This window comes from Mesorhizobium sp. WSM4836 (assembly GCF_055811815.1).
Window position 1 is genome coordinate 254,426 of the sequence record NZ_JBVVQF010000004.1, and the last position, 25,593, is coordinate 280,018.

At 62.3% G+C, this 25,593-nt stretch carries 26 protein-coding genes; 11 read left to right on the forward strand and 15 right to left on the reverse strand.

The window, feature by feature from the left end; all coding sequences use genetic code 11:
• Nucleotides 1–13 precede the first annotated feature (13 nt).
• Nucleotides 14–820, forward strand: a complete 807-nt coding sequence (locus tag AC0L2P_RS07385; RefSeq protein WP_473500550.1) for a DUF72 domain-containing protein — start codon at nucleotides 14–16, stop codon at nucleotides 818–820.
• Between the two features lie 74 nt (nucleotides 821–894).
• On the opposite strand, the gene AC0L2P_RS07390 is transcribed toward AC0L2P_RS07385, so the two are convergent.
• From AC0L2P_RS07390 to urtA, 6 genes are all read right to left on the reverse strand, one after another.
• On the reverse strand, nucleotides 895–1,095 hold the full coding sequence (locus tag AC0L2P_RS07390) for a hypothetical protein (RefSeq protein ID WP_352491591.1): 201 nt from the start codon (nucleotides 1,093–1,095) through the stop codon (nucleotides 895–897).
• Nucleotides 1,096–1,312: 217 nt separating this feature from the next.
• Nucleotides 1,313–2,008: an urea ABC transporter ATP-binding subunit UrtE gene (gene urtE / locus AC0L2P_RS07395; RefSeq protein ID WP_473500631.1), complete on the reverse strand. Its 696-nt coding sequence runs from the start codon at nucleotides 2,006–2,008 to the stop codon at nucleotides 1,313–1,315.
• 70 nt (nucleotides 2,009–2,078) lie between these two features.
• Complete coding sequence (urtD, locus tag AC0L2P_RS07400; protein WP_473500551.1) at nucleotides 2,079–2,825, reverse strand: urea ABC transporter ATP-binding protein UrtD; 747 nt, start codon at nucleotides 2,823–2,825, stop codon at nucleotides 2,079–2,081.
• A 7-nt stretch (nucleotides 2,826–2,832) separates the two neighbouring features.
• Nucleotides 2,833–4,065 carry an urea ABC transporter permease subunit UrtC gene (urtC, locus tag AC0L2P_RS07405; protein WP_473500552.1) on the reverse strand — a complete coding sequence of 411 codons (1,233 nt, stop codon included), beginning with the start codon at nucleotides 4,063–4,065 and terminating at the stop codon, nucleotides 2,833–2,835.
• Nucleotides 4,062–5,678 carry an urea ABC transporter permease subunit UrtB gene (urtB, locus tag AC0L2P_RS07410; RefSeq protein ID WP_473500553.1) on the reverse strand — a complete coding sequence of 539 codons (1,617 nt, stop codon included), beginning with the start codon at nucleotides 5,676–5,678 and terminating at the stop codon, nucleotides 4,062–4,064. Before urtB ends, urtC begins: the two co-directional genes overlap by 4 nt.
• 99 nt (nucleotides 5,679–5,777) lie before the next feature.
• Nucleotides 5,778–7,088: an urea ABC transporter substrate-binding protein gene (gene urtA / locus AC0L2P_RS07415; protein ID WP_473500554.1), complete on the reverse strand. Its 1,311-nt coding sequence runs from the start codon at nucleotides 7,086–7,088 to the stop codon at nucleotides 5,778–5,780.
• 302 nt (nucleotides 7,089–7,390) lie between these two features.
• Here urtA and AC0L2P_RS07420 point away from each other — a divergent pair, with 302 nt between their 5' ends.
• Nucleotides 7,391–7,783, forward strand: a complete 393-nt coding sequence (locus AC0L2P_RS07420) for a hypothetical protein (RefSeq protein ID WP_473500555.1) — start codon at nucleotides 7,391–7,393, stop codon at nucleotides 7,781–7,783.
• Between the two features lie 47 nt (nucleotides 7,784–7,830).
• Here the strand turns inward: AC0L2P_RS07420 and AC0L2P_RS07425 are convergent, their stop codons facing one another.
• Both AC0L2P_RS07425 and cckA read right to left on the reverse strand, forming a co-directional pair.
• On the reverse strand, nucleotides 7,831–8,541 hold the full coding sequence (locus AC0L2P_RS07425; RefSeq protein ID WP_473500632.1) for a purine-nucleoside phosphorylase: 711 nt from the start codon (nucleotides 8,539–8,541) through the stop codon (nucleotides 7,831–7,833).
• A gap of 82 nt (nucleotides 8,542–8,623) precedes the next feature.
• Nucleotides 8,624–11,197 carry a cell cycle histidine kinase CckA gene (gene cckA / locus AC0L2P_RS07430; protein ID WP_473500556.1) on the reverse strand — a complete coding sequence of 858 codons (2,574 nt, stop codon included), beginning with the start codon at nucleotides 11,195–11,197 and terminating at the stop codon, nucleotides 8,624–8,626.
• 203 nt (nucleotides 11,198–11,400) lie between these two features.
• Here cckA and AC0L2P_RS07435 point away from each other — a divergent pair, with 203 nt between their 5' ends.
• On the forward strand, nucleotides 11,401–12,153 hold the full coding sequence (locus AC0L2P_RS07435) for a hypothetical protein (RefSeq protein WP_473500557.1): 753 nt from the start codon (nucleotides 11,401–11,403) through the stop codon (nucleotides 12,151–12,153).
• An 83-nt stretch (nucleotides 12,154–12,236) separates the two neighbouring features.
• Here the strand turns inward: AC0L2P_RS07435 and dksA are convergent, their stop codons facing one another.
• A complete protein-coding gene (dksA, locus tag AC0L2P_RS07440; protein WP_023674847.1) occupies nucleotides 12,237–12,653 on the reverse strand; it encodes an RNA polymerase-binding protein DksA in 417 nt (138 codons plus the stop codon).
• 259 nt (nucleotides 12,654–12,912) lie between these two features.
• On the opposite strand from dksA, the gene AC0L2P_RS07445 reads away from it, so the two are divergent.
• The 6 genes from AC0L2P_RS07445 to AC0L2P_RS07470 all read left to right on the forward strand — a co-directional run bounded on the left by AC0L2P_RS07445 (nucleotide 12,913) and on the right by AC0L2P_RS07470 (nucleotide 19,388).
• Nucleotides 12,913–13,416: a SixA phosphatase family protein gene (locus AC0L2P_RS07445; protein WP_473500558.1), complete on the forward strand. Its 504-nt coding sequence runs from the start codon at nucleotides 12,913–12,915 to the stop codon at nucleotides 13,414–13,416.
• Nucleotides 13,417–13,478: 62 nt separating this feature from the next.
• Nucleotides 13,479–14,957 (forward strand): YcjX family GTP-binding protein, encoded by a 1,479-nt coding sequence (locus AC0L2P_RS07450; RefSeq protein WP_473500559.1) that lies wholly within the window; start codon nucleotides 13,479–13,481, stop codon nucleotides 14,955–14,957.
• Nucleotides 14,954–16,048: a YcjF family protein gene (locus tag AC0L2P_RS07455; protein ID WP_473500560.1), complete on the forward strand. Its 1,095-nt coding sequence runs from the start codon at nucleotides 14,954–14,956 to the stop codon at nucleotides 16,046–16,048. Before AC0L2P_RS07450 ends, AC0L2P_RS07455 begins: the two co-directional genes overlap by 4 nt.
• Nucleotides 16,049–16,135: 87 nt before the next feature.
• Entirely contained in the window at nucleotides 16,136–16,690 is a 555-nt protein-coding gene (locus AC0L2P_RS07460) for a hypothetical protein (RefSeq protein WP_473500561.1), read from the forward strand.
• A gap of 293 nt (nucleotides 16,691–16,983) precedes the next feature.
• The gene (locus tag AC0L2P_RS07465) at nucleotides 16,984–18,819 is read left to right on the forward strand and encodes a monovalent cation:proton antiporter-2 (CPA2) family protein (RefSeq protein ID WP_473500562.1); all 1,836 of its coding nucleotides are present in this window, start codon (nucleotides 16,984–16,986) and stop codon (nucleotides 18,817–18,819) included.
• 20 nt (nucleotides 18,820–18,839) lie between these two features.
• Nucleotides 18,840–19,388 carry a DUF924 family protein gene (locus AC0L2P_RS07470; protein ID WP_473500633.1) on the forward strand — a complete coding sequence of 183 codons (549 nt, stop codon included), beginning with the start codon at nucleotides 18,840–18,842 and terminating at the stop codon, nucleotides 19,386–19,388.
• A 24-nt stretch (nucleotides 19,389–19,412) separates the two neighbouring features.
• Here AC0L2P_RS07470 and folK read toward each other — a convergent pair whose 3' ends face one another.
• Genes folK through folP form a run of 3 tightly spaced genes read right to left on the reverse strand, consistent with a single transcriptional unit; the run spans nucleotide 19,413 to nucleotide 21,117 of the window.
• Nucleotides 19,413–19,925, reverse strand: a complete 513-nt coding sequence (gene folK / locus AC0L2P_RS07475; protein WP_473500563.1) for a 2-amino-4-hydroxy-6-hydroxymethyldihydropteridine diphosphokinase — start codon at nucleotides 19,923–19,925, stop codon at nucleotides 19,413–19,415.
• Nucleotides 19,909–20,268, reverse strand: a complete 360-nt coding sequence (gene folB, locus AC0L2P_RS07480; protein WP_473500564.1) for a dihydroneopterin aldolase — start codon at nucleotides 20,266–20,268, stop codon at nucleotides 19,909–19,911. Before folB ends, folK begins: the two co-directional genes overlap by 17 nt.
• A gap of 3 nt (nucleotides 20,269–20,271) precedes the next feature.
• A complete protein-coding gene (gene folP / locus AC0L2P_RS07485) occupies nucleotides 20,272–21,117 on the reverse strand; it encodes a dihydropteroate synthase (protein WP_473500565.1) in 846 nt (281 codons plus the stop codon).
• A gap of 96 nt (nucleotides 21,118–21,213) precedes the next feature.
• Here folP and AC0L2P_RS07490 point away from each other — a divergent pair, with 96 nt between their 5' ends.
• Together AC0L2P_RS07490 and AC0L2P_RS07495 are read left to right on the forward strand one after the other, a co-directional pair.
• Nucleotides 21,214–21,831 carry a DUF922 domain-containing Zn-dependent protease gene (locus AC0L2P_RS07490; protein WP_473500566.1) on the forward strand — a complete coding sequence of 206 codons (618 nt, stop codon included), beginning with the start codon at nucleotides 21,214–21,216 and terminating at the stop codon, nucleotides 21,829–21,831.
• 227 nt (nucleotides 21,832–22,058) lie between these two features.
• Nucleotides 22,059–23,540, forward strand: a complete 1,482-nt coding sequence (locus tag AC0L2P_RS07495) for an MDR family MFS transporter (protein ID WP_473500567.1) — start codon at nucleotides 22,059–22,061, stop codon at nucleotides 23,538–23,540.
• 26 nt (nucleotides 23,541–23,566) lie between these two features.
• Here the strand turns inward: AC0L2P_RS07495 and AC0L2P_RS07500 are convergent, their stop codons facing one another.
• The 3 genes from AC0L2P_RS07500 to AC0L2P_RS07510 form a co-directional block, all read right to left on the reverse strand.
• Complete coding sequence (locus AC0L2P_RS07500) at nucleotides 23,567–24,595, reverse strand: NAD(P)/FAD-dependent oxidoreductase (protein WP_473500568.1); 1,029 nt, start codon at nucleotides 24,593–24,595, stop codon at nucleotides 23,567–23,569.
• A gap of 82 nt (nucleotides 24,596–24,677) precedes the next feature.
• Nucleotides 24,678–24,998 (reverse strand): 2Fe-2S iron-sulfur cluster-binding protein, encoded by a 321-nt coding sequence (locus AC0L2P_RS07505; RefSeq protein WP_023674833.1) that lies wholly within the window; start codon nucleotides 24,996–24,998, stop codon nucleotides 24,678–24,680.
• 96 nt (nucleotides 24,999–25,094) lie between these two features.
• The gene (locus tag AC0L2P_RS07510; RefSeq protein ID WP_473500634.1) at nucleotides 25,095–25,463 is read right to left on the reverse strand and encodes an Hpt domain-containing protein; all 369 of its coding nucleotides are present in this window, start codon (nucleotides 25,461–25,463) and stop codon (nucleotides 25,095–25,097) included.
• Nucleotides 25,464–25,593 lie beyond the last annotated feature (130 nt).

Consider the following 25,593-nt stretch of genomic DNA (forward strand, 5'->3'; position numbering starts at 1 on the left):
CCGGAGGACGACCATGACTCAATCAGGAACAATCCGCGCCGGCATGGGCGGCTGGACCTTCGAGCCGTGGGACACGTCCTTCTACCCGGACAAGTTATCGAAGGCCAAGCAGCTGCATCATGCCAGCCGGCAGGTGCCGACTATCGAGGTCAACGGCACTTATTATTCGAGCTTCAAGGAACCGACTTTCGTCAAATGGGCCAACGAGACGCCGGATGGTTTCGTCTATTCGCTCAAGGGCAACCGCTTCGTCACTAACCGCCGCGTGCTCGGCGAGGCCGGGGAATCGATTATGCGTTTCCTCGGGTCGGGCGTTGCGGCACTTGGCGACAAGCTCGGGCCGATCCTGTGGCAGTTCGCACCGACCAAGAAATTCGACCCGGACGACTTCGAGGCCTTCCTCAAGCTGTTGCCGGAAAAGCAGGACGGTGTTGCGCTGCGCCACGCGGTCGAGGTGCGCAATGACAGCTTCGTCGTGCCGGAGTTCGCCGCCTTGGCGCGAAAGCATAGGGTGGCGATCGTCTTTGCCGACCACGCCAAATATCCGGGGATTGCCGACGTCACCGGCGATTTCATCTATGCGCGGCTGCAGACCGGCAGTGACGACAATCCCGATTGCTACACGCCCAAGGCGCTCGACGAGTGGGCGGCGCGCGCAAAAACCTGGGCAGAAGGCAAGATGCCGGCCGACCTGCCGCGTGCCGATCCTTCAACCGACGCGCCAGTCAAGCCACGCGACGTGTTCGTCTACTTCATCACCGAGGGCAAGGTCCGCGCTCCATTCGGCGCCATCGCGCTGATGAAGCGGGTCGCAGGTTGAGATACCATCGCAACCCTGCGTTGGCGGCCGACGTTGGCCGCTTCCTTGCCTAGACCTGCCGCCAGATCTGCTGGCTATGCAGCGCGCTCGTCCGGACGCCGATCAACCCTGACGATCTCGTTAAAGGCATCGAGATCGACATAGAAGACCTTGGTGATCTCCGCGATGAGTTCGTCGTGTTCATATCCCTGCGATTTCAGAATGTTGATGGCTGTCAGGATGTCGACGCGCTCCGTGAGCCGTCGTTTCTGGTAGTCCTCGACATAGCGCTCCATCGACTGGCCCTGGCTCCCAAGCACCCGAAATGTTGGACGACAACAGATCGCTGGAAGGGACCGGCTTGCGCGCAAGCGTGCCGACGCGGGCCGCGCCTTTCCCTGATCTGCCAAATTGGAACTGGTACGGAAAGCGGCCGACTCACCAAGGCCAAGCAAAATCTAGCACGCAATCTGCAGCGCGCCAGAGTTGCAAAGTAATGGAATCAATAAGAATTCAGACAGTCAGGAACTTTCGGACGTCCGCCCGGTCGAGATCCTCGGCGGGGCCGGCATGGACGATCTGGCCGCGGTCCATGATGTTGACCTCGTCGGCCAATTCCCGGCAGAAATCGAGGTACTGTTCGACCAAAAGCACGGCGATGCCTGCCTGATCGCGCAGATAACGGATGGCGCGGCCGATATCCTTGATGATCGATGGCTGGATGCCTTCAGTTGGCTCGTCGAGCACCAGCAGTTTCGGCCGCATCACCAGTGCCCTGCCGATGGCAAGCTGCTGCTGCTGGCCGCCGGAAAGATCGCCGCCGCGGCGCGCGAGCATCTGCTTCAGCACCGGAAACAATTCGAAGACGTGACCGGGAATGTTGCGATCGGCGCGCTTCAACGGCGCAAAACCCGATTTGAGGTTTTCCCGCACCGTAAGCAGCGGAAATATCTCCCTGCCCTGCGGCACGAACGCGATGCCCGACCGGGCGCGATCATACGCCGCGCTCCGGTCGAGCGCCTTCCCCTCGAAGGCAACGCTTCCGCTCGTCAGCCGATGATGGCCGACGATCGATCTCATCAAACTGGTCTTGCCGACGCCGTTTCGGCCAAGCACGCAGGTAATCTTGCCGGCGCCGGCTGTCAGCGAGACACCGCGCAGCGCCTGGGCAGCGCCGTAATGCAGCGTGGCATTGGAGACTTCGAGCATGGTCAGCGCTTTCTCCAGCGCCTGAAGCACGAAAGGTCGAAAAGATGGAACGGAACGCGCCAGACCATGTTCATCTCCCTAGGTAGACTTCGACGACGCGCTCGTCGGCCGAAACGAAGTCGAGACTGCCCTCGGAAAGCACCGAGCCTTCGTGCAGGCAGGTAACCTTGACGCCGAGCTCGCGCACGAAATGCATGTCGTGCTCGACGACGATGACCGAATGGTCGCGCGCGATATCCCTGAGCAGCCGCGCGGTTTCCTCGGTCTCGGCGTCGGTCATGCCGGCAACCGGTTCGTCGACCAGCAGCAGCTTCGGATCCTGCGCCAGAAGCATGCCGATCTCGAGCCATTGCTTTTGGCCGTGGCTCAGGTTGGCGGCGAGCTCGTCACGCTTGCCGCCAAGCCGGATGATGCCGAGAATGTCGTCGATCCGCCGCGCCTCGGCCGCCGAACGGCGATGGAACAGCGCCGGGAAAATTGAACGCGGGCCTTGCAGCGCCAGCATCAGATTGTCCTCGATCGTGTGGCTTTCGAAGACGGTCGGCTTCTGGAATTTACGACCGATGCCCATCATCGCGATTTCGGCCTCGTCGTGTTTGGTCAGGTCGACCTCACCGTCGAAGAAAACCTCACCCGCATCGGGCCGCGTCTTGCCGGTGACGATGTCCATCATCGTCGTCTTGCCGGCGCCGTTGGGGCCGATGATCGCCCGCATCTCACCTTTGTCGAGCACCAGCGAAAGGTTGTTGATGGCGCGAAAACCATCGAAGGAAACCGACACGCCGTCGAGATAGAGGATGGTGTTGCTCTTCGACATCAGACCATCACTCCGCCGGTTGCGGTTCGGCGCCGGAGGCCGACCAGTCGCCCGGCCTTCTCGCCGCCGAGCGGTCGGTATTCGGCGGCACCGGTGCATCGGGATCGGTCCCGGCTTCCTCGGCGACGGAGGCCGCCCGCAGCGCCTTGGCGTTGCCACGCCAGGAATCCCACATGCCGATGATGCCCTTGGGCAGGAACAGCGTGACGGCGACAAACAGTCCGCCTAGCGCAAACAGCCAGAATTCCGGCAGCACGCCGGTGAACCAGGATTTACCGGCATTGACCAGAAGCGCGCCGATGATCGGCCCGACAATGGTGCCGCGCCCGCCGACGGCCGCCCACACCACCACCTCGATCGAATTGGACGGCTCGAATTCGCCAGGGTTGATGATGCCGACCTGCGGCACGTAAAGCGCACCGGCGATGCCGGCCATCACCGCCGAGACGGTGAAAGCGAACAGTTTGACGTTCTCCGCCCGCCAGCCGAGAAAGCGCGTGCGGCTCTCGGCATCGCGCACCGCCATCAAAAGCTTGCCGTATTTGGAACCGACGATTGCCCAGGTGACGAAGACGGCAAACGCAAGCATGACGGCGCTGGCCGCGAACAGCGCCGAGCGTGTCATGTCGGCCTGTACGTTGAAGCCTAGAATGTCCTTGAAATCGGTCAGGCCGTTATTGCCGCCGAAACCCATGTCGTTGCGGAAAAAGGCAAGCAGCAGCGCATAGGTCATCGCCTGGGTGATGATTGACAGATAGACGCCGGTGACGCGGCTGCGGAAGGCGAACCAGCCGAAGACGAAGGCGAGCAGGCCGGGCACCGCAAGCACCATGATCGCCGCGAACCAGAAATGGTCGAAACCATACCAGAACCATGGCAATTCCTTGTAGTTCAGGAACACCATGAAATCCGGCAACAGCGGATTGCCGTAGACGCCGCGCGAGCCGATCTGGCGCATCAGATACATGCCCATCGCATAGCCGCCGAGTGCGAAGAAGGCGCCGTGGCCGAGCGAAAGGATGCCGCAATAGCCCCAGACGAGATCGAGCGCCAAGGCAAGCAGTGCGTAGCACAGGTATTTGCCGGTAAGCGCGACGATGTAGGACGGCACGTAAGACGCACTTGTCGGCGAGACCGCAAGGTTGAGCAGCGGCACAAGGATGGCAACCGCCAGCAGGCTGAAAATGGTGATGGCGACGCGGCGGTCGGCGCCGGCGGCAAAGAAGCGTCCCGTGATCATGCTTCCACCGACCTGCCCTTGAGCGCGAACAGCCCGCGCGGGCGTTTCTGGATGAACAGGATGATCAGCACCAGGACGACGATCTTGCCGAGCACCGCTCCGGCATAAGGTTCCAGGAATTTGTTGACGATCCCGAGCGAGAAAGCGCCGACCAGCGTGCCCCAAAGATTGCCGACACCGCCGAAGACAACGACCATGAAGCTGTCGATGATATAGCCGCGGCCGAGATTGGGCGAGACGTTGTCGATCTGGCTGAGCGCGACACCGGCGATGCCGGCAATGCCGGAGCCGAGTGCAAACGTTAGCGCATCGACCCAGGGCGTCCTGATGCCCATCGAGGCGGCCATGCGGCGATTGGCGGTGACGGCACGCATCTGCAGCCCCCAAGACGTGCGTTTCATCACGTAGAGCAGCACGGCGAACACGCCGAGCGCAAATACCAGGATCCAGAGCCGGTTCCAGGTTACGGCAAGCTGGCCGATATCGAACGATCCGGACATCCAGGACGGGTTACCGACCTCCTGATTGGTCGGCCCGAAGATGGTGCGTACGGCCTGCTGCAGGATCAGCGAGACCCCCCATGTCGCCAGCAGCGTCTCCAGCGGCCGGCCATAGAGGAAGCGGATCAGCCCGCGCTCGATGACAAGGCCGACGAGCGCCGCCACCAGGAAGGCCAGCGGCAGGGCGATGACTTGCGACCAATCGAACAAGCCGGGAAAGGAATTGCGGATCACCTCCTGCACGACGAAGGTCGTGTAGGCGCCGAGCATGACCATCTCGCCATGCGCCATGTTGATGACGCCCATGACGCCGAAGGTGATGGCCAGGCCAATCGCCGCCAGCAGCAGCACCGATCCGAGCGATATGCCGTACCAGATATTCTGGCCGGCATCCCACAGCGCCAGCGTCGAATTAATGTTGGCGATCGCCGCGATCGCCGCGTCCTTTACCGCACCTTCGGAATTGGCCTCCACCGACGTGAGTAGCGACACCGCATCGCGGTCGCCGCGCGCGCCGATAAGCGCGATAGCCGCCAGTTTGTCGGTCTCAGGCCTGTCGGAAACGAGAACCGACGCGGCGCGGGCCTGTTCGAGTAGCGCCTTGACGCTCGCCACGCTCTCATTGGCGATCGCAGCGTCAAGCGGCTCGATGTTTGCCGCGTCCGGCGTCTTGAACATTGTGTCGGCAGCGGCAATGCGCACGGCCGGATCCTTGGAGCCGAGCGTCAGCGTGCCCAGCGCGTCGCGGATAACGCGGCGCAGTGTGTTGTTGACTTTGATCTTGGTGATTTCGGCCTTGGCAGCTTCGCCCGATCTTTCGCCGGTGAGCGCATCGAGCAGCTCGATGCCGTCGCTGCTCTCCTTGCCGACAAAGACCAGTGAATCGGCCTTACGGACGTAAAGGCTGCCCTCCGCAAGCGCGGCAAGCGGCCATTCCACGGCCGGATCACCGGAAGCCGCAAGCTCGCGCACGACGGCTTCGATCGCCGGAAAATTGGCGGCGGTGGCGAATTTGGCGACGACCGGGCGCAAATCAGCTTCGCTGGCGTTCGACGGCAGCTGCATGCCGACGAGAAGGAGCAGCATCAGGCCAATCGCGCGGATCAGGATCATTGGTTTCTGGTGGCTCTTGAAGGTTGAATGTCGCCTCCGGGCAGGCTGGAGGAGAAGCCCGCCCGGAGGCTTGCGGTCTGGGAGGACAGACCGGGAGGATCAGTTGGTTCCCTTGCCACCGCATTTGCCGGTAGCAACGTTGAAGTTGCCGCAGGACAGAGGCGCGCGCCAATCGGAAATCAGTTCCTTGGAGTCAGGCAGGTAGTCGGACCACTCGTCGCCCATTACCAGGCCCGGCGTCTGCGACACGGTCTCAAACTGGCCGTCAGCCTGGATTTCGCCGATCAGCACCGGTTTGGTGACGTGATGGTTCGGCATCATGGTCGAATAACCGCCGGTCAGGTTCGGCACCGAGACGCCGACCATGGCGTCGATGACCTTGTCCGGATCGGTGGTGCCGGCCTTCTCGACTGCCTTCACCCACATGTTGAAGCCGATATAATGGGCTTCCATCGGGTCGTTGGTGGTGCGCTTGTCGTTCTTGATGAACTTGTGCCAATCGGCGATGAACTTCTCGTTCTCGGGCGTATCGACGCTCTCGAAATAATTCCAGGCGGCGAGATGGCCGACCAGCGGTGCGGTGTCGAGGCCGGCAAGCTCTTCCTCACCGACCGAGAAGGCCATGACCGGAATATCCTCGGCTTTGATGCCCTGGTTGCCGAGTTCCTTGTAGAACGGCACGTTGGCGTCGCCATTGACGGTCGAGACGACGGCGGTCTTCTTGCCGGCCGAGCCGAACTTCTTGATCGCCGAGACTTCGGTCTGCCAGTCGGAAAAGCCGAACGGCGTGTAGTTGACCATGATGTCTTCGGCAGCAACGCCCTTCGCCTTCAGATAAGCCTCGAGGATCTTGTTGGTGGTGCGCGGGTAGACGTAGTCGGTGCCTTCGAGCACCCAGCGCTTCACCGAACCGCCATCCTCACTCATCAGATAATCGACGGCCGGAATGGCCTGCTGGTTCGGCGCCGCACCGGTGTAGAACACGTTGCGCTCGCTTTCCTCGCCCTCATACTGGACCGGGTAGAACAGGATGTTGTCGAGCTCGCTGAACACCGGCAGCACCGATTTGCGCGACACCGAGGTCCAGCAGCCGAACACCGCCGCAACCTTGTCCTTCGAGATCAGCTCGCGCGCTTTTTCTGCAAACAGCGGCCAGTTCGAAGCCGGATCGACGACCACCGCCTCGAGCTTCTTGCCGAGCAGGCCGCCCTTGGCATTCTGCTCTTCGATGAGCATCAGCATGGCGTCCTTCAGCGTCGTCTCCGAGATCGCCATGGTTCCCGACAGCGAATGGAGGATGCCGACCTTGATGGTGTCGTCGGCCGCCTTGGCGGGAATGCTCATCAACAGGCCGGCGGTGACTACGCCGGCCGAAAACATTTTCGTTATTGTCGAGAAACTGCCCCTCATACTTTTAAACTCCCAAGCTGGTTAACTGCATCGGAACAGACCATGCAACGGCTGTGCCAATCACCGGAGCAGGGTCGGCGGATTTGAGATTTCCCAGCTCTGTCAGTCGGTTAATATGTTAGCTGCAGGAGATGAACCTCGCCTGTCAGGTTCGAAACGAGAAAGGATCATCCGTATCAGCCTAAGTTTTACTCACATACGGGCCAATGCCCGAATTTTGAGCAGAATGATATGCCCGCCAGTGAGGATTGCAGCGCCGCAGCGAAATGGGGCAAGTTTGAACCCCTTAAACGAGCGATCCCATGGCTTTCAGAGCTTCTTGCATTTTCACCATCATTCTTTTGTTGGCGGCCACCGTAGCGCGCGCCGGCTTCAGCGACGGCAAGCTGCCGGACGGCTCCTATCATTGCGAAGTCTATCTGCTTGGCATGTTCCTCAGCCTCGGGGACATCACGATCAAGGGAAACGTCTATAGCGGTCCGGTGAACTTCGGCATCGCGCCCCAGCGCTACAATTATCAGATGGATGCAGACGGCGTGATCACCTGGCTGGGTCCGCTGGGCGGCTACACGAGTGGCGGCAACTCGATCTCGCTCACGCAGGCAACGCTGGAAGGCGGAACCACCCCGTCCTTCGACATTATTATGAAGCAGCCGGACGGCGCCTTCACCGCCTCGACCTGCACGAAGCGTTGAAAAAGTGCGGAACCGGCGAGGTTCCGTACTCCTAGGCAGAAAGCCGCCTAGCTCTCCGCCGCCAGATTGAGCGCCAGCCGGGTCATATCGGTGAAAAGGCGCTGGCGTTCGGAATAGTCGGTCTGCTCGCCGGTTGCCACGTTGTCGACGACGGTCAGGATCGACAGCGCCCGGGCGCCGAAATCGGCCGCAATGCGGTAGAGCGCGCTGGTTTCCATGTCCACGGCGAGCGCGCCCTGTGCCTGTGCTTCGGCAAAGCGTTCGCGCCCCAGTGGATGATAGAAAATATCGCTGCAGATGGTCAGCCCGGCCCGATGGTCGATGCCGAGTTGCGCAGCCCGGGCCAACGCCTGGACCAACAATGCCGGATCCGGGCCGGCATCGGCACGATAGAGCCCAAAGACCTGGCCGCTCTCCGCATTTTCGCCGCGCACCGATTGCGCGATCACCAGGCTGCGCAGCGCCATCTCGGCGGTGAGGCCACCGCAGGTACCAGTGCGGATCAACGTCTTGGCACCATAAAAGTCCAGCAGCTCATGCACATAGACCAGGAACGAAGAGACGCCGATGCCGGTGGACTGGATGCTGACAGGCTTGCCGCGAAACAGCCCGGTAAAGCCGAGCGCGCCGCGGCGGCGGTTGACGCAGCGCGGCGCTTCCAGAAAAGCCTGCGCCATCCATTCAGCGCGCTGCGGATCGCCCGGCAGCAGCACCGTGCTTGCGTAGTCGCCCTTGCTTGCCTCGTTGTGTGGCGTCACGGCATGCTTTCCAAATCCGTCGCCCGTTTCGCCTGCAATCATGGCAGTCTCACGACATTGCGCAAGCGGAGCATTGGAAGGGTCAGGATTCCAGCATGTCCTTTACGATGGTGGCCAATTGCTTGAGCGAAAACGGCTTCGGCAAGAAGCCGAAATGCGCGTCGGCCGGCAAATTCTTGGCGAACGCGTCTTCGGCATAGCCGGACACGAAGATGAACTTGATGTCGGGCTGCCGTTTGCGCAATTCGCCAAGCAGCGTCGGGCCATCCATTTCCGGCATCACCACGTCCGACACCACGATGTCGACCTTACCGCCGAGCGCTTCGTAGACTTCAAGTGCCTCGACGCCCGAGGACGCCTCGTGGACGGTGTAGCCGCGCGACTTCAGCGCCCGCATGCCGCCCATGCGCACGGCGTCCTCGTCCTCGACCAGCAGCACCGTGGCCGAGCCCGACAGATCCTTGGCTGAGTCGGCGATCTTGGCAGGTGCGGCCGCCACTTCTCCAGCCTCACCCGCCTTCCTTGCCTCCGCGATGTGCCGCGGCAGGAAGATGCGGAACACGGATCCCTTGCCGACTTCGGAATCGCAGAAGATGAAGCCGCCTGTCTGCTTGATGATGCCATAGACCATGGACAGGCCGAGGCCTGTTCCCTTGCCAACCTCCTTTGTCGTGAAGAAGGGCTCGAAGATCTTTTTCAGCACATCAGGCGCAATGCCGCTGCCGCTGTCCTCGACCTCGACAAGCACATAATCGGCCGGAGTAAGTTCGCGGTAGGAAAAGGTTTTGCACTCTCCGGCGCTCACGTTGCGGGTGCGTACGGTGAGCTCGCCGCCGGCCGGCATCGCATCGCGCGCATTGACGGCCAGATTGACCACCACTTGCTCGAACTGCCCGATATCGACCCTGACCGGCCACAGGTCGCGGCCATGGTCGATCTTGAGCTTGATGTCGTTGCCGACCAGCCGGGCAAGCAGCATCCTGAGATCGGCGAGCACGTCGGTCAGGTTGAGCACCTCCGGCCGCAGCGTCTGCTTGCGCGAGAAGGCCAGCAACTGCCGCACCAAGGAGGCCGCCCGGTTGGCATTCTGCTTGATGTTCATGATGTCCGGGAATGACGGATCGGACGGCCGGTGGTTGGTCAACAGCAGGTCCGAGGCCATGATGATGGCGGTCAGCACATTGTTGAAATCATGCGCGATACCGCCGGCGAGCTGGCCGACCGCCTGCATCTTCTGGCTCTGCGCCATCTGGCCCTCGAGGGCCTTTTGCTCGGTGGTCTCGACGGCATAGACGATGGCCGATTCCTCGGCGCCTTCGCCGCCGGTACCGTCTGCGACCGCGTTGACGTAGAAGCGTATGTGGCGCTCCTCATTGCCGGGCAGCACCGTATCGATCGGCGCGATGTCAGCCCGTTGCTGGCGTGCCTTTTCGAACGCCGCGGCGAAAGCCGGCCGGTCGCGCTCGTGGATCACAGTATCCAGTCGCACACGCCGATCGACCGCGTCGCGGTCGACGACCGAGGAAAACAGCGACAGGAACGGCGCATTGGTGCGCAGGATGCGGCCGGCATGGTCGACGCCGGCTATCGCCATCGGCGTCGAGTTGAAGAACCGCGTGAAGCGTATTTCCGAGGCGCGGAGATCGGCCGAAGCGTCCTCGCCTTGCGTCCGGTTGAGCACGATGGTGCGAGTCGGGCCATTGAGGCCCTCTCGGCTGGCCGAAACACGATGCATGAAGCGCACGGGCAGCGCCTCGCCGGTCATCGTCGTCAGATCGAGATCGATAACGGCATTGCGCGTAGTACCCGCGTCGGCCTTGACCGAACGGACCAGCGCCATGCCGTCGCCGGCGACGATCTCCGGCAGCGTGATGGCGCCGGGGGTGAAGCTGGCCAGGTCGATGCCCAGCCACTCCGCAAGCGTCGCGTTGATATAGGTGACGCGGCCTTCCTGGTCGGCGGAAAAGAACCCCGCAGGCGCATGGTCGAGGTGATCGATGGCCTTTTGCAGGTCGAGAAAGAACCGCTCCTGCTCGGCCCGTTCCCGCGAGATATCGGCAAGCTGCCAGGCAAGCATCGGCAGCCGCTGGCCGGGAACGGCGAACGCGCGGGCCTGGACGCGGTACCAGCGCGCGCCCGGTTCGGCGCCTGGCCGAATGGACTGCGCGAGCCGAAATTCGCCGTCGCCCGGCTGGCCGTCGCGCAGGCCTGACGCCAGCCGGTATATGGTCACCGAGGCCTCGGGAACGTCTGAAAGCAAGCCTTCTACCGTCTTGAGGTCGGCGGCCGACTCGGCACCCGTCATATCGGCATAGGTCCGGTTGGCGTACATGATACGGCCTTTGGTGTCGGTGACCAGGAGGCCTTGCGACATCGAATCGACGAAAGCTTTCGACAATTCGTCGCTTGTCGAGCGCGGCGTGATGTGCACGAAGCCGATCGCAGTGGCGAATAGAAAGCCGACGCCGATCATCGCCAGCACGCCAAGCATGCCGAGCAGGAATGGGTCGCCAAGTCGCTCGCGGAAAAGGCCGAAGACGATCGCTGCCCCTGTCAGGACGACGATGAAGACGATCAGCCGGGTGACCGCTCCCGGCCGCGTGTTCTGGTCGACGATAGGTACCGGATAGAAATCGCCGCGCGCTTCCTTGGCCATGTGCCCCCTGCTCGTGAATTCCGGTGTCGGTTGAATCATATTCTCAGGGTCGGGAAAAGGCCCGGCGGCAGATGTCCGCTAAAAATGACGCCGTTCGGCTCCCGGTGTTTCGAGCTGTTCACGAAGCGTTAAAGGCAACTTGCGGTGACCTGCCGCAACAGTCTAGTGTCGCCACTCTTCGAAAGCTGATTTTGGGGGAACCAATGCTGCAATGGCTGGATGGCGTGGCGGGTCCTGGTTATGCCGCAGCAATCCTGTGGACGTTTGCAGTACTTGTCCTTCTGCTCATTGTTCTTCTTATCATCAGGCTGGTCCGCAGCCTGACATTCGGAACATTCGTCGCCGGCGGCAGGAACCGCAAGACGCGGCTGGCTGTCATGGATGCCACAGCGGTCGACAGTCACCGGCGGCTGGTGCTGGTGCGCCGCGACGACATCGAGCACCTGCTCTTGATCGGTGGTCCGACCGACGTCGTCGTCGAGCGCGACATCAGGCTCTCGGCGCTACGGCGCCCGGCATTGACCGGAGATAATAGCCAGCAGCCGGCAGCAAGATCGGCTCCGACCACGGCCGCGCCGGTGAGGCAAGCGCCGCAGCAGCCGGCAAGCGTGGCCGCAACCCCTGTCCGAGCCCGCCAGACGGCGACGATGCCTGCAGCAATGCCGGCGCCGGCGCCGAAACCGGCATCGAACGTCACGCCGTTGCCAAGTTATGGATCCGTCAACGCCAATGCCTCGCGACATGCGCCGCCGTCGGCAAGACAGGACTCCCCGGCAAGATACGAGCCGCCGGCACAGCATGAGTCGATCGACGATGCGCTGATGAAGGAGCTGGAGGTTTCCCTCGACGAGCCACGCTTCAGCCAAACGCCGAGCAAGTCGGTGGCGAAGGCATCGGCCTCTCTCGACGACGAGATGACGAAGCTCCTCGGCGAGTTGTCCAATCAGAAGAGATAGGCCGATAGCGAACGGCCAATGAAAATGGCCGGAAAACCGGCCATTTTGAACGCTTTGCCGATGCTGCTGTTTTTCTCGCCGACTCAGTCGTCGCGGTAGACCTTTTCGCGCCGCTCATGGCGCTCCTGTGCCTCGATCGACAAGGTGGCGATCGGGCGCGCGTCGAGCCGCTTCAGCGCGATCGGCTCGCCCGTCTCCTCGCAATACCCGTAAGTGCCTTCGTCAAGGCGCTGGAGGGCGGAATCGATCTTCGAGATGAGTTTTCGCTGGCGATCGCGGGCGCGAAGTTCGATGGCGCGGTCGGTTTCCGAGGAGGCGCGATCGGCGAGGTCGGGGTGGTTAGCGTTTTCCTGCTGCAGAATTTCGAGAGTTTCGCGCGCTTCGCGCAAGATGTCGTTCTTCCAGGTGACGAGCTTCATGCGAAAATAGGATTTCTGCCGCTCGTTCATGAACGGCTCGTCTTCGGAGGGTACGTAATCGGCGGTAACGATGTCGTTCATTCGACTCACCCAACAAACCCCAAATTTGGCGCCTATATATTCGCGGACCGAAAACTGTACAAGCTCAATCGACGACAGTTTCACGCAATTGTTAGTCCCGGACAAACCGCCATCTGCGATGCCCTTTTTGCGAAGAATGCGACCGAATCGCTACAGGATTCGCTATGTTTGAGGGCCGCTAGCCATTGCGCGCGGAGCTCGTCTGATGGCAAACCCTGCGGTGTATTGACGGGTTCGGTGCCGGCACAATGGGGGTCCAGTGACCAGACTTTACCTGCTAAGGCATGCGAAGGCCGGCTGGGCACTGCCTGGCATGGCTGACGTCGACCGCCCGCTCGACATATCTGGCTTCGCCGATGCCGAGGCGATGGGTGTGCTGATGCGTTCCCGCAAATACGTACCGGGCCTCACACTTTGCTCAAACGCCAGGCGCGCCCGCCAGACGCTGGAAAGCTTGGCCGGCCACACCGACACGGGCCGGGTGCTGTTCTGTGACACCCTCTACAGCGACGATGCGGCCGCGTACCTCGGCGTCATCCGGCAGAATGGCGGGCTGGATGCCTTGCTCGTCATCGGCCACAATCCGATGATTGAGGATCTCGCCATGGCGCTCTCAGACGAAGGCGACGAGACCGCGCGGGCCATGCTGAACCACGGCTTCCCGACCTCCGCACTTGCGGTGGTCCGGTTCAACGGCAGTCTTGCCGAGGCTGCGCCGGGCGCCGGCTATCTCGAAGCCTTCCTGATGCCTGCCGATATCTGAGGCCATTTCAAAGGCGTGCATCAAAGCCTATATCGGAGCCTGACCGGCCCGCGAGAACAGATTTGGCATCATCGCTGACGACTTTTACCGACGAGGCGAAGATTGCCTTGGATACGTTGTCAGGCCGCGCTGCCGGACTTCTCGCTCCGTCGCTGCGTCTTGGCGTGACCGGGCTGTCCCGCGCCGGCAAGACGGTGTTCATCTCGGCCCTTGTGCACAATCTCGTCCATGGCGGACGCTTGCCGCTGTTTGAGGCACAAAAATCGGGGCGCATCGCCCGCGCTTTTCTCGAAGAGCAGCCGGACGACGCCGTACCACGCTTCCAGTACGAGGATCACATCGCGGCTCTTGTCGACGACCGCGTCTGGCCGGATTCGACGCGTGCGATTTCCGAACTGAGGCTCACCATCGAATACGAATCGGCCTCTGGCTGGAGCCGCATATTTTCCGCCGGCAAATTGTCGGTCGACATCGTCGATTATCCCGGCGAATGGCTGCTCGACCTGCCACTGCTCGGCAAGTCCTACGCCGATTTTTCGCGTGAGGCCTTCGAGATGGCCGTGTTGCCGGTGCGTGTCGATCTTTCGCGGGAATGGCGGGCGCTCTCCAATCCGATCGACCCCAACGCCGACGCCGACGAGATGACGGCGCGTCGTCTCGCCGAAAGCTTCGCCGCCTATCTCAAGGCTTGCAAACTCGACGAGCGGGCGCTTTCGACCTTGCCGCCCGGCCGCTTCCTGATGCCCGGCGATCTTGAAGGATCGCCGGCACTGACCTTTGCGCCGTTGCCGAAACTCGGCGCGGGGCGCGCCCGCTCGGGATCGCTGCAGGCGATGATGGAGCGGCGCTACGAGGCGTACAAGACGCATGTCGTTAAACCGTTCTTTCGCGAACACATCACGCGTCTCGACCGCCAGATCGTGCTCATCGACGCATTGCAGGCATTGAATGCCGGCCCCGGCGCGATGGCCGATCTGGAACGCGCGGTCACCGAAATCCTGTCCTGTTTCCGGCCCGGCCGGGGCAACTTCCTGACCGACCTGTTTTCGAGGCGCATCGACCGCATATTGGTGGCCGCGACCAAGGCCGACCATCTGCACCACGAAAGCCACGACCGGCTGCAGGCGATCGTGCGGCGGCTTGCCGACCGCGCCGTGGCGCGGGCGAATTTCACAGGCGCCGACGTCGACGTCGTCGCCATGGCGGCCATGCGCGCGACCCGTGAAGGCACGGTCAAGCAGGGCCGCGAGACTTTGCCGGTCATTATCGGCACGCCATTGCGTGGCGAAAAAATCAATGGCGAAACCTTTGACGGAAGCACCGAAACAGCCATATTTCCCGGAGACTTGCCGGAGAAAGTTGATGGGCTGTTCGACGTTTCCGAATCGGCCCGCCGGCAGAACAATGACGACCCCGCGATCCGCTTCGTGCGCTTTCGCCCGCCGAAACTCGAGCGCACGGCCGAGGGCATGACGCTGTCGCTGCCGCACATCAGGCTCGACCGCGCGCTGCAGTTCCTTATCGGAGATCATCTCGCATGAGCGCGCCCCGCAGACCGGCGGCCTTTCGCATCGAGCCGGAGCCCCAGCTGAAGGAAGATCCGACGGCTCGCCGTGCCGGGGCCGAGGCCGCGCCGGCGCGAAAGCCGCGTACCGTGAAGGCGGATCTAGCCATGGTCACACCGGCGGAGATCGACGTCTTCGACGAGCCTGATATCGTCGCTGCCGAACCGCCGCCGGCGATTGCGCCGCGAAAACGTTCGCTGCTTGGCAGCGTCTTCTTCGGCGCGCTGGGCGTTCTGGTTTCGCTCGCCGTCGGCCTCTGGACCGACCAGCTAATTCGTGACCTGTTCGAGCGCGCCGAGTGGCTGGGCTGGCTGGCTGCCGGCATGGCCGCGATCGCCACCCTGGCGCTTCTGATCTTCCTCGTGCGCGAGTTCATGGCGATTGCCCGCCTTGCCGAGGTCGAAAAGTTGCAGGAGCGGGCGCTCGATGCGATTGCCCGGGACGATCCGAAGGCCGCCCGCGCCGTGGTCGACGAGTTGTCGGTCTTTGTCGCGGCCAAGCCCGAAACCGCGGCCGGCAGGCGCTCGCTGGCTGAATTGCGCGGCGAGATCATCGACGGCGGCGATCTGGTGCGGCTGGCCGAGACCGAGATCCTCGGCCCACTCGATGCCCGCGCCAGGGTGATGATTCTCGAAGCGGCGAAGCGCGTCTCTCTGGTGACCGCGGTCAGCCCACGTGCGCTGGTCGACGTCGCTTATGTCGTGTTCGAAGCCGGCCGGCTGATTCGCCGCCTATCGGAGCTCTATGGCGGGCGCCCCGGCACGCTTGGCTTTTTTCGCCTGGCGCGCAGCGTTCTGGCCCATCTCGCGGTCACTGGGTCGATCGCCGTCGGCGACAGTTTCGTCCAGCAGATCGTCGGTCACGGCCTTGCCGCCCGGCTCTCGGCCAAGCTCGGCGAAGGCGTCGTCAACGGCATGATGACGGCGCGCATCGGCATTGCAGCGATGGAAACCGCAAGACCCCTGCCCTTTTACGCTGTCAGGCGGCCCGGATTGGGCGATTTCCTCTCAGCGCTGACCTCCTTTGCAGCAAAGAAAGAAAAAGAAACATCCGCTTCCGGAACGTGACTATTGCCTTGGGGTGACAAAGCATTAACCAATCTTGTCCATGGTCGGAAGCGTCCAAACTAGTCCCTTTGTTGCCGGGTGTCGTCGATGAAAAGCGTTATTCTGTCCAGCGGGCTGCCCGTGGCGCTCGCGCTTGTCGCAACCGTCGGCATAGCCGGAAAGAGCTCGGCGGCGGAACCGGACAAGCAGTTCTTTCGATCGGTCGAAGGCAAATGGGTCGGCCCCGGGGAAATCGTTGCCGGCAAATACAAGGGCACGAAATTCACCTGCAGCTTCATCGGCTCGACGCCTGGCGGCAAGGTCGGCATGTCGCTCGACGGCGGCTGCCGGGTAGGCATGTTCACCCAGCAGATGTCGGCAACGATCGAACACAAGGGCCGGCAGGGCTACAAGGGCAGCTTTATGGGCGGGGCCGCCGGCTCCGGCCTCGACATTATCGGCGGCAATGTCGTCGATGCGCACAAGGTGGTTTTCACCATCAATCGCAATCAGTTGCGCGGCGTGATGCAGGCGCTTGTCCCCGACGACAATTCGATGACCGTGACAATTGCCGTGCGCGTCGACCAGCAGTTGGTCCCGGTCATCGGCATGAAGTTGAACCGGATCGATGCAGTCGAGGTCGGCTCCGTAACTCCGAACTGACTTTCGGCGGGAAAGAGGCGGCGGCCAGACGGCGCCGCCCTCTTTTGATTTGCAATTAAGTGCTCAGCCCTTGATCGCGGCAATCAGCTCGTCATAGGCCATCGCTCACCCTCCATTGGGCCGAAGCCGGGCGTCCTTAGCGCCGGATCGCTGGAACAAGCAACGCCAGACACCCCATTATCCTGGGGAGTGCGCCTGCAATATCGTCTTCACAATGCGCCGCATTCGCACTGTTCGGTCCGCCCCGAAGCCCCTATCTTGGCCGCTTGTTGCAAGAGAGCGGAATGGCAGGCATGGCGGCAGAGGCATCGAACAGCGATCTGATCCAGGTGGTGGCGCTGCTTGCCGCCGGCGTCGTTGCGGTGCCGATCTTCAGGCGCATGGGACTGGGTTCCATACTCGGCTATTTGACCGCCGGCGTCGTGATCGGCCCGTTCGGGCTGCGCATCTTTTCCGAATCGGAAGCCATTCTTCATATCGCCGAACTCGGCGTCGTCATGTTCCTGTTCATCATCGGGCTGGAGATGCAGCCGTCACGGCTATGGGGCCTGCGTCGCGAGATTTTCGGGCTTGGTGCGCTGCAGGTCGGCGTCTGCGCGGTCCTGCTGACCGGCGTCGGGCTGGCGGGAGGTTTTCCCATCGCGCAATCCTTCGTCGCCGGCGCCGGTTTCGTGCTCACCTCGACGGCAATCGTCATGCAATTGCTGGAAGAACGCGGCGAACTAGCCACGCCCAAGGGCCAGCGCATCGTTTCGGTCCTGCTTTTGGAAGACCTGGCCATAGCGCCGCTGCTGGCGCTGATCGCCTTCCTCGCGCCGGGCGGCGCCGATATGAGCCTGTCGGATCGGTTGACCGAGGTCGGCGTCGGCCTTGCCGCGATCGTCGGGCTGGTGCTTGCAGGACGCTATCTGCTCAATCCATTCTTCCGTGTCCTGGCGGATGCGCGCGCCCGCGAGGTGATGACCGCAGCCGCCCTTCTGGTCGTTCTCGGATCGGCGCTCGCCATGCAGCTTTCCGGCCTGTCGATGGCGATGGGGGCCTTCCTGGCCGGCGTGCTTTTGTCGGAATCGACCTTCCGCCACCAGCTGGAGGCCGACATCGAACCGTTCCGCGGCATTCTGCTCGGGCTGTTCTTCCTCGCCGTCGGCATGTCGCTCGACCTGCATGTGGTCGTCGTCAACTGGCAGCTCATTGCCATCTATGTCGTCGCCTACATAGTGATGAAGGCGATCGGCATCTATATCGTCGCTCGCATTCTCAAAACCGGCCACCGGGAAGGCCTCGAACGCGCGGTCTTCATGGCGCAAGGCGGCGAATTCGCGTTCGTCCTCTATTCCGCGGCGGCGGCTGTCGGGATCATCGATAACCAGGCCAATGCGATGCTGACCGCGATCGTCATCATTTCCATGGTCCTGACGCCGTTGGCAATCATAGCCCTGCGGTATCTGACACCGCACGACGAGCAGTCGCTTCAAGGCGTCGATGTCGCCAACGGCCTGACCGGCAGCGTGCTGATCATCGGCTTTGGCCGGTTCGGCCAGATCGCGAGCCAGCCGCTTTTGTTGCGTGGGATCGACGTATCGATCATCGACAATGAGGTCGAAATGATCCAGGCGGCAGCCGATTTCGGCTTCAAGGTCTATTATGGCGATGGCACGCGGCTGGACATCCTGCGGGCCGCGGGAGCCGGGCGGGCACGCGCGGTGCTGATCTGCGTTGACAAGCCCGATGCCGCCGTGCGCATCGCCGAACTGATCAAGGCGGAGTTTCCCTTGCTGACGGTGCTGGCGCGCGCCTTCGACCGCGGCACGGCGTTGCAGCTCATTCGTGCCGGCGTCGACTATCAGCTCCGCGAGACGTTCGAATCGGCGCTTGTCTTCGGCGGCTCGACCCTGGAAGCCCTTGGCGTCGACCCGGAAGAGGTCGCCGAGGTGGTCGAGGACGTCCGCCGCCGCGACGCTGCCCGTTTCGAGCTTCAACAGGCCGAAGGCATCCGCGCCGGACGGCGCTTTCTCAAAGGCAATATCGGCACCCCCATCCCGACGCCGCTCAGCACGCCACGGCGCGCGGGCCAGCCGCTCAACGAAGAGACCGCCGGCGTGTTGCAGAAGTCCGAACCGGCCGATTAAACCTTGGAAAGACGGGAATGATGGACGAACTGGATGAGCGCGCTGTCTCCGTCACCAGATTCTGGCGCGACGCGGGGGAGGACGCGTGGTTCGAGAAGAACGACGCCTTTGATACCGACTTCCGCACCCGGTTTTTCGATCTGCACTTCGCCGCCGCCCGCCGCGAATGCGACAGCTGGTCTCAACACGCCGAAGGGTCGCTGGCGCTGATGATCCTGCTCGACCAGTTTCCGCGAAACTGCTTTCGCGGCACCGGCCACATGTACGCCACGGACCCGCTGGCGCGGCATTTCGCTGGGAAAGCGATCGCGGCCGGCCATGACCTGGCGCTCGACGAAGACCTCCGCGTCTTTCTTTATCTGCCCTATGAGCATTCGGAGGACATCGCCGATCAGCTCAGATCGATGGAGCTTACCGCCGCCAAGGCCCCCTCCTACCTGAAATATGCGGTCGAGCATCGCGATATCATCCAGCGCTTCGGCCGTTTTCCGCATCGAAACAAGATGCTTGGCCGCGAGACGACACCGGACGAACAAATATTCCTCGACGGAGGTGGGTTTTCCGGCTGACTTCGGGCGCCGATGGCGGCAGCATCAAGCCTTCCACCAATCCCGGCCCGACGGCAGCCGTTCAATGCCCAATGTGTCGGCGGCGGCCAGCCGCTCCGATACGCTCTTGCCGTCGACCACAAGCTCCGGCGCAATTTCTGCCAGCGGTGCCAGCACGAAGGCGCGCTCCAGCATGCGCGGATGCGGCACCTCCAGTCCGGTCTCGTGGATGATGCGGTCGCCGAACACCAGAATGTCGATATCGATCAGCCGCGGGCCCCAGCGCTCCTCGCGCACCCGCTTCAGTTTTCGCTCAGCGTCGAGGCAAAGGTCGAGTAAAGCCCGCGGCGCGAGCGCTGTCGAGATTTCGGCCGCTGCGTTGAGGAAATCCGGCTGATCGAGCTTGCCCCAGGGCGGCGTTCGGTAGAGCGACGAAACGGCAACGACGCGCGTGCTCTCGTCGGCATCCAGAATGCCCAATGCCGCAGCCATCGATTTCGCCGGATCACCGAGATTGCCGCCAAGGCTGAGATAGACGGTATTATTCTGGCCAGACAACGGTCACCTCGACATGATCGAGCACACCCGGCACCGGGGCGTTCGGCTTGCGCACGGTGATCTCGGCCTTTCTGATCTGCGGAAACCGCGCCGTCAGCGCCCTCGCCACTTCGAGTGCCAACGCTTCGATCAGAAAGCGCCGCTCGCCGGTAATGATCTTTTCGATGACCGCAAAGGCGATGCCGTAATTGACGGTGTCGTCGATGGAATCCTCGACCAGTGCCCGTCCGGGATCCACCGTGAGTGCCGCATCGACATAAAAGCGCTGGCCGAGCGTCTCTTCTTCGTCCAGCACACCGTGCCGGGCAAAGAAGGCGCAGTTCTTCATGCGGATGATATACATGGCTCAGCTTTCCCCGATCTCACGAGCCAGCATAGCATCGGCAATGGCCAATGCGTCCACGTTGATTGCGACATCGTGGACGCGAAAGAGATGCGCGCCTTTGAGCCTCAGGATGACGCTGGTGGCCGCGGTTCCGGCGCCCCTTGCAGCCGCATCGCGGCCGGTGACGGTGCCGATAAAGCGCTTTCGCGATGTGCCGGCCATCAGTGGAAAACCTAGCGCATGAAGCTCGGAAAACCGTGCCATCAGGTCAAGATTTTCCGCTGCCGTCTCCTTGGCGAAGCCGAAGCCCGGATCGAGCACAATATGGTCGTCGGCAACACCGCTCCGCCGCGCGATTTCCAGCGACTTCCTGAGGAAGACAAGCTGATCGGCAATCACGTCGGGCAGTTTCTGCCGGTCCCGTCCCGTGTGCATGACGACAAGCCCGGCGCCGGTTTCGGCAGCGACGCGGGCAATGCCCGGTTCGCGCTGCAAGCCCCAGACGTCATTGACGATATGTGCGCCGGCTTGGACGGCAAGCCGGGCCGTAGCCTCGCGATAGGTATCGACCGAGATCAGCGTTCCGCCAGACGTCGCGAGCGCCTCGATCACCGGCAATATGCGGGCCTGCTCTTCCTTTGCGGAGACCCCAGATCCCCCGGGACGTGTCGATTCTCCGCCGATGTCGATGACGGAGGCCCCCTCCTCCACCATGCGGCGCGCCTGGGCCACCGCCTTTTCCGGCACATCGAACAGGCCGCCGTCGGAAAAACTGTCTGGCGTAATGTTGAGGATGCCGACGACCACGGCGTTGCCGCCAAGGTCGAGATGGCGTCCGTGCGCCAGCTGCCATCGCCCTGTCATCATTGCCCATCAACCATGTTCCATCCCGCGGCGTGGCCGGGGATCAATTCCGTTGCGCCGAGGACGGCGGTAAGGCAAGGTGGGAAAAGAGGCAACACGATGAAACGATCCCTCCTCTGCGCCCTGATGCTCGCTCTGACCGCATTCCCAGCCGGCGCTGCAACTCTCGTCAAGACATATAGTTATTTCCCGATCGGCGGCAGGACGCTCGACGACATCGAGACCCAGCTGTCGAAACTCGGGCCTCAGGTGAAAAGCACCGGGTCGCGGCATCCAGGCGCTACCCAGATGGCGTTCACTACCCGCGTCAGCTATGCGCAAAAGCCGGGCTCGTGCTGGATTGCCGACGCTGTCGTCACCGTCAAGGTCAAGGTGATCCTTCCCGAGTGGCGCCGTCCGCGCAAAGCCGATGCCGGCGTCAGGCTGTTCTGGGACACGTTGTCCGCTGACATCAAGCGCCATGAGGAACGCCACGTCGAGATTGCCAAGAACCATGGCCGCGAACTCGAGGACGCCCTGAAGGCGAGCTACCCGGAAAGGACCTGCGAACTGGCCAAGACGAAGGCCGCGAAAATTACAGCGGCCATGCTTGCCAAGCACGACCAGGAGCAGATGCGCTTCGATCGCGTCGAAAGCGTCAATTTCCAAAGCCGTATCCTGCGGCTTTTGCACTATCGCATCGAGCGCATTGAGAACGGCCGACTCGCTCCCGGCTGAACTCCGCGTCGTCGGACAAAGCGAATTTGGAACAAAGCCAATTTTGCCGAAGCATGGTGCCAGCTTCGAAAAACTTTCGAGCCGCTGTCGAAATCGGCCTATAGCGAACGACATATGTCAAGTTCGCAACGCTCAGTCCCAAGGCGCGAATACACGGCCAATCTGCACACTCGACGCACTCCAGCCGCCTCGCGGAACGTGCACGCAAGCGTAATGGACGAACGGATATGGACCAGGCTATCGACAAGCAAGCGATGGTGGAAACCAGCACGCCGCTGACCGAAACCGAGAAAAACGCCATCATCGGCGGCGTGCTTTTGTCGATGCTGCTGGCGGCGCTCGACCAGACCATCGTTGCGCCGGCGATGCCGACGATGGCACGTCTGCTCGGGCATGCCGAATATCTGCCGTGGATCGTGACCGGTTATCTTCTGACCGCGACCGCCGTGGCGCCGCTCTACGGCAAGATCTCCGACATCTACGGCCGCCGGCCGACCGTCTATGCTGCAATCCTGATCTTTCTCGCCGGCTCGCTGGTCAGCGCCACAGCCCCCAACATGCTGGTCCTGGTTGTCGGCCGGGCGATCCAGGGCGCCGGCGGCGGCGGGCTGTTCGCCCTGACGCAGACCGTGATCGGCGATCTCGTGCCGCCACGCGAGCGGGCCCGCTACGCCGCCTGGATCTCGGGCACCTGGGCCGTCGCCAGTATCGCCGGGCCGCTGCTCGGTGGGACCTTCGCCGAACATCTGCATTGGTCGTTGATCTTCTGGATCAACATCCCGCTCGGCCTGTTGGCCATGGCGATCATCAACAAGCCGCTCAAGAAGCTGCCGATCGCCGCAAAACATCACCGCATCGACGGCCTCGGCGCGCTGCTTCTGGTCGCGGCCACCTCGTTGCTGCTGCTTGCCTTGAACTGGGGTGGTAGCGAGTATCCGTGGCTGTCCACTGAAATCCTTGGACTGCTTGCGTGCTCAGCGGTGTTCTGGGGCGCGTTCGCGCTGCGGCTCATGCGCGCGGCCGAACCGCTGATCTCGCTCGAAGTGCTCGGCAATCCGATCGTTCTCGCCGGCACGCTCTCGATGTTCCTGCTGCAGGCCGCCAATGTCGGCTTGTCCGTCTATCTGCCGGTCTACCTGCAATCGGTCGTCGGCCTGTCGGTCAGCGAATCGGGCACCGCGTTGCTTGGGCTGATGCTCGGCACGGTGGCCGGTGCGACATTCAGCGGGCGAATGATCCCGCGCTTTTTTCACTATAAGCGTATTGCCATGATCGGCACAATTTTCTCGATCCTGTGCCTCGCCGTGCTCAGTCTTGTCGCCGGGAATGCCTCGTTATCGTTTGTTGAGGTGTTGACGACCTGCGTAGGCCTGGGCACAGGCACGACCTTTCCGGTTGCCACCGTCTCGGTCCAGAACGCAGTCGATCGCATGCACCTTGGCGTGGCGACCGGCGTTCTAACCTTCCTGCGCTCACTGGGCAGTGCGCTTGGCGTCGCCATGCTCGGTCCCGTCGCCCTTGGCTACGGACTGCCGCTGGCCAGCGAAGGCACACAGCCGGCCGGCCATATCGCCTCGGCCATGCCGTTCGTGATGATCTTCCTCGTCGCTGCCGCCACCTTGCTGCTGTCGTTCATCACGCTCTGGCTGATGCCGGAAAAACCGCTTCGCGGCCATGCCGACGCTGTCGCCCCAGCCTTGGCGGAGTAGACCGGCCCGACGAAATACCGCGAGGTTCAGTCGACCACGCCGAGCTTCTTCTGCAGACTGGTCGACGAGGTCGTATACTGGAACACGATGCGCTCGCCGGGGCTGACGATGTGCTTGGCTGCCTGCGCCATTAGAGCGACCTCATGGAAGCCCGACAGGATCAGCTTCAGCTTGCCGGGGTACCAGTTGATGTCGCCGACGGCAAAGATACCCGGCACCGACGTCTGGAATTTTTCGGTGTCGACCGGGATCAGGTTCTCGTGGAGATTGAGGCCCCATTCGGCGATTGGGCCGAGCTTCATTGTCAGGCCGAAGAACGGCAGCATCCGCGTACACGGCACTTCGATATTGCCTTCCGGTCCCTTGATGGTGGCGGAGGCGAGCTGGCCGTCGCTGCCGGCCAGTCCGGTTACCTGTCCGACCTGGAAATCCAGCTGCTTCATCTCGTGCATGGCATACATCTTGTTGACGCTGTCGGGCGCTGCCCGGAATTCGGGCCGCCGGTGCACCAGTGTCACGCTCTTGGCCACCGGCTGCAGGTTCAGCGTCCAGTCGAGCGCCGAATCGCCGCCGCCGACGATAACGAGCTCATGGCCGCGAAAGTCCTCCATCCGGCGCACCGAGTAGAACACGCTCTTGCCTTCATAGGGTTCGATTCCCGGAATCGGGGGCCGCTTCGGCTGGAAAGAGCCGCCGCCGGCGGCGATCACCACAATTTTGGCTTCGAACACCTCGTTTTCGTCGGTAGTGACGCGGAAGCTGCCGTCCGCCAGCCTTTCCAGGCTCGAAACCATGCGGTTATAGGTGAATTCGGGCTTGAACGGCGCTATCTGCTCAAGCAGCTTGTCGACCAGACCTTGCGCCGAAATCGAGGGCCAGCCCGGAATGTCGTAGATCGGTTTTTCCGGGTAGAGTTCGGCGCACTGCCCGCCGGGCCGGTCGAGTATATCGATCAGATGGCACTTCATGTCGAAGAGGCCGAGCTCGAATACGGCAAACAGGCCGACAGGCCCTGCCCCGACAATGAGTACGTCCGTCTTGGTGATAGCGGTCATGAAGCATGCGCCTTTATGGGAAAACGGCGCGACACTGCATGACCATTGGCCCGCTGCCAAGCGGCAGCGGCAAAAATCGGCGTCAGCCCTGGCGAGCCGGCACCCGCACGACCAGCCCATCGAGCGCGTCGCGCACCTTGATCTGGCATGACAGCCGCGAGTTCGGCTGGACCTCGTAGGCGAAATCCAGCATGTCCTCTTCCATGGCTTCCGGCTCGCCGACCTCAGCCGTCCAGGCTTCATCGACATAAACATGGCAGGTCGCGCAGGCGCAGGCGCCACCGCATTCCGCTTCTATTCCCGGCACCGCATTGCGGATCGCATTTTCCATGACGGTCGAGCCGTTTTCGGCATCCACGTCAAAATGCGTGCCGTCATGGGCGATGAAGGTCAGCTTGGTCATTTGTCACCTGAAGGGAGTCTGAGCCGACATAATCACTCTGCCGACAAGTCAACTGCGGCGCGAAAGCGCCGCTGTGTGGCGTTTTGGGAATAAGTTCTATTGGCTGATGGCGGCGACGAAGTCCCGTACTTCTTCGATTAGCGAGCCAAGCCGCTTCAGCCTGCTGGCGTCTTCGGGCCGGCATTCGATCGCACTGGCGCAATCGGCGATGGCGAAGGCGCCGACCCCGCGCGCCGAGCCTTTGAGCCCGTGTGCCAATAGCAGCCGCTGCCTGACATCCGCATCGACGATCTTGTCGCGCACCGATAGCGCCTGCTGCACGAATAATGCCAGCACCTCCTGCTCGAGGCTCCGATCGCCCATCGTCTGGCGCGCAAGATGCGCCAGGTCGATCGGCCGCGCCCCGGCTGTCCCCGACACGTCGCCGCCAAGCATCGAGAAGGCAATGCCGTTTTCGCCACGTATCACTTTGAGACTCCGTTCTTCGACCGCCCCAAAAACTAGGCCTATCCGGTGGACAACGGGTTAATGATTGGCCTGGAAAAATGTCGCGATGACGGCGCCGAAATCACGGCCGTGTTAACCTTATATTTAA